The sequence below is a fragment of the Hydrogenophaga sp. LT287 genome (genome assembly GCF_055702805.1).
Genome location: NZ_JBVPZC010000064.1, coordinates 1 through 3,501 on the forward strand (window position 1 = coordinate 1; position 3,501 = coordinate 3,501).

The 3,501-nt window shown below is 59.0% G+C and carries 3 protein-coding genes; 2 read left to right on the top strand and 1 reads right to left on the bottom strand.

The window, feature by feature from the left end; all coding sequences use genetic code 11:
- Positions 1–66 precede the first annotated feature (66 nt).
- Positions 67–1,029 (top strand): IS5 family transposase, encoded by a 963-nt coding sequence (locus AC0GNR_RS19370; protein ID WP_472901589.1) that lies wholly within the window; start codon positions 67–69, stop codon positions 1,027–1,029.
- A 247-nt stretch (positions 1,030–1,276) separates the two neighbouring features.
- On the top strand, positions 1,277–1,837 hold the full coding sequence (locus tag AC0GNR_RS19375; RefSeq protein ID WP_472902379.1) for a hypothetical protein: 561 nt from the start codon (positions 1,277–1,279) through the stop codon (positions 1,835–1,837).
- A 497-nt stretch (positions 1,838–2,334) separates the two neighbouring features.
- On the opposite strand, the gene AC0GNR_RS19380 is transcribed toward AC0GNR_RS19375, so the two are convergent.
- Positions 2,335–3,366: an IS110 family RNA-guided transposase gene (locus AC0GNR_RS19380; protein WP_472900876.1), complete on the bottom strand. Its 1,032-nt coding sequence runs from the start codon at positions 3,364–3,366 to the stop codon at positions 2,335–2,337.
- Between the last annotated feature and the right edge of the window lie 135 nt (positions 3,367–3,501).

Consider the following 3,501-nt stretch of genomic DNA (forward strand, 5'->3'; position numbering starts at 1 on the left):
GGAAACTCTGCAAAACCACCCCAGCGGCATGGCAGATGTAAGCCCAGCGCGGCACACTCGGGCACCATGAAACAAAGCAGCTTTGACTTGAACCTGAGCACGCGCAAGACCCGCAAGCAGGTGTTTTTGCAGCAGATGGAAACCGTGGTTCCATGGGCTGCCCTGGTCGAGCTGATAGCCCCGTATTACAGCGAAGGGCGCAATGGTCGCCCACCCTTTGCGCTGGAGACGATGCTGCGAGTGCACTTCATGCAGCAGTGGTTCAGTCTGTCAGACCCGGCCATGGAGGAAGCCTTCTTCGACACACCGCTTTACCGCGAATTCGCTCAGCTCGATACCTTTGGCCGACTGCCCGACGAGAGCACCATTCTTCGGTTCCGCCACAGGCTGGAGAAACACAAGCTGGCCGATCAGATCCTGGCCACCGTCAACGAACTGCTGCAGCAGCGCGGCTTGCTGCTCAAGGCCGGCACCGCTGTAGATGCCACCCTCATCGCCGCGCCCAGCTCCACCAAGAACAAAGACAAAGCGCGAGACCCCGAGATGCACTCGAGCCAAAAGGGCAACGAGTGGCACTTTGGCATGAAAGCCCACATAGGCGTGGATGCCGACTCGGGCTTGGTGCACACCGTGCGAGGCACCTCGGGCAACGTAGCCGATGTCACCGAGGGCAACAGCCTGCTGCATGGTCAAGAGACGGACGTGTTCGGTGACGCGGGCTACCAAGGCGCAGACAAGCGCCCCGATGCAAAAGCCAGCCACAAATGGCATGTGGCCATGCGCCCAGGCAAGCGCAAGAAGCTGGACAAAGACAGCAACTCGAGGGATGCGCTGATCGACAAAGTCGAGAAGATCAAGGCCGGGATTCGCGCCAAGGTGGAGCACCCGTTTCGGGTGATCAAGCGCCAGTTTGGCTTCACGAAGGTGCGATATCGGGGTCTGAAGAAGAACACCTTGCAGATCAAGACGCTGTTTGCGTTGTCCAACTTGTGGATGGCCCGTCACAAACTGATCGGAGCACAGGCGTGAGTGCGACCGAAACCGGGTCAGTGGCCCTCAGGCGGCCCCAAATGGGGCAAACCGGATACGAATTCCAACCCAAACTGTGCCGGATCGCGCGAAAGCTCATCGGACGAAACTCCGTCAGGCACGTAACACGCTGGCTGGTGGGTTTTTCAGAGCATCCCTTACTCGGTGGCAGGTGTTGCACTTCACTTTTGAATCCGCCGAGTAGGTTTTGCTCTGGATATTACGTTAGGTATTACAAAGGACACACATGGACGAAGAAATCCAAAAGCCCATGGAGCGAGTTAGGATTGAGCATAAAGAACGAACGTTCTTTCTAGGGCATCATTTAGGACCTGAGGTTCATTGGTTTTTCTCACAAGGATCCGAAGCTCTAGAGCGAGGCCTAATACTTCCGGCATGTGGCAGCTTCATCATCGGCATTGAATCATCCTTAAGGGTCACTATGGCGCAGCTTGAAAATCCTGTACCCGTTGAGGAGCTTGACCCGGCGCGGACTCTTAGCAATAGGCTTTTAATTGATGCACGACGCGCAGGACTTCCAGTGGAAAAACTCGCCTTTCCAGGTGAATGTGATTTCAATGAAAAGCTGGAGTCTGCCAAACCCAGCCTGCAAAGTGTAGAGATTGTGCGCGTCAGACACAATCTATGCCACGGCAACATACTTGAATATATCAACAAGGATTTTGGCAAGAACAATCACTTCTTCACGCCCGAGTGCTGCCTAAACCTCGCAATACAGCTACTCATAGTTAGCAAAGCCTGGGTTGAAGCGCTCGGCAACTTCCGCAAAGCTATGCAAAATGCCTAACCGGTCGGTCAAGCGGACGCCACCAAGGCCTGTGGCTTCGCCATTTTCACGGGCCTTGTCGGTGTTCTCCACTCACAGCACTCCTTTCGGCGCCGCTTACCTTGGGCTACAAGGGCTTCCCCCCAGATTGCAAGCAGCCTCCATCCTGGGTCTATTGCGCAGCAATAGACCCAGGTATCGGTATTCCAGTTTTTCCAATCAGATCCAACATTCGCAGCAGACGGCGGGCGGTTGATGTCGTGATGCAAAGGGTGCGGACGGCGGTACTACAAACGGTCATTGGTGCTGCATCTGCTGGCAGCGGACCCTGATGAAAGACGCGCGCCGGGGGCTCCATTCGTTAGTCGGGCTTGGGGAGATTTCTCCCCCGTTATCCCCTTGAGCTAATCGAGCATTCCCCAGCGCAGGTCCAACCTTTGCACATCAACTTTAGGCCTTCACGCGGCGGACTGTGGGATCTCGGATGTCATGTCACTTCAAGTCGTGGCAGGCGTGGTTCAGGCAGGCATCTTGAACCCCTCCCCACGTTGCAACACCGCCCAGCACATGCGCGCGTTCTTGGCCGCCACGGCCACCACCGCGCGCCAGTAGCCGCGCCGCTCGGCCAGCGCGCGAGCCCAGCGGCTGACCGGGTCTTGTCTGGGGTTTGTCTTGTTCATCGCCAGCGCCAGCACCGCCCTGGCGCCCATCACCAGCAGGCTGCGCAGGTACGGGTCGCCAGCCTTGGTGATGCGGCCCAAGCGCTGTTTCCCACCTGAGCTGTACTGCCCGGGCACCAGCCCGAGCCAGGCGCAGAACTGGCGGCCGCAGGCAAAGTCGTGCCCATTGCCCACGGTGCTGACCAGCGCCGTGGACGTGGTCTCGCCAATGCCCGCCAATTGCATCAAGTGCTGCGCGGGCGTGCTTTGGCGGGCCATGGTCTGGATGTGCCGGTCGTACTGGCCAATACGTTCGTCGAGCCGGGCGACCTCGTTCAGCAGGTCCCCAATCACCGTGTTGGCCCAGCCGGGCAAATCCTCCAGGCGGGCCATGGCTTCGCGGCGCACCACGGCTGCCTTGAGCGGCAGCACGATGCCCAGCTCCGAGAGCAGACCCCGGATGCGGTTGAAGGTGGCGGTACGCTGCTCCACAAAACCCTGGCGGGCACGGTGCACCAGCAACTGGCCTTGTTGTTCAATCGATTTGATCGGTACGAAGCGCATGTTGGGCCGGGTGACGGCTTCGCAGATGGCGGCGGCATCGGCCGCGTCGTTTTTGCCGCGCTTGCCCGAGAGGCGGTAGGGGATGACGAACTTGGGCGCCATTAGGCGCACGGTGTGGCCGCACTTTGCAAACTCACGCGCCCAGTGGTGGGCGCCGGAGCAGGCTTCCATGCCGATGAGGCACGGCGGCAGCGAGGCGATGAATTCGAGCAGTTTGGCGCGCGGCACAGTGGGCCGCACCAGGGCGGGCTTGCCTGTGGCGTCCACACCATGAACGGCAAAGACATTCTTGGCGAGATCGATTCCGACGGTGACAATGGCAGACATGGACTTCCCCTTCCGCAAAAACGAGTGAGTTGATGAAAAGTTCGAGCTTCCCATCGTGGCACTCAGTTGCCGAAAACCGCAAGCCTCACGGTGCGCGGCTCGCTCGGGACGGGGAAGTCCCTTTCATTCGTTAGG

Bases quoted from the DNA above. Each gene is read 5' to 3' on its own strand.
- AC0GNR_RS19375 (WP_472902379.1), top strand. From the start codon at position 1,277: ATGGACGAAGAAATCCAAAAGCCCATGGAGCGAGTTAGGATTGAGCAT.
- AC0GNR_RS19370 (WP_472901589.1), top strand. From the start codon at position 67: ATGAAACAAAGCAGCTTTGACTTGAACCTGAGCACGCGCAAGACCCGC.
- AC0GNR_RS19380 (WP_472900876.1), bottom strand. From the start codon at position 3,366: ATGTCTGCCATTGTCACCGTCGGAATCGATCTCGCCAAGAATGTCTTT.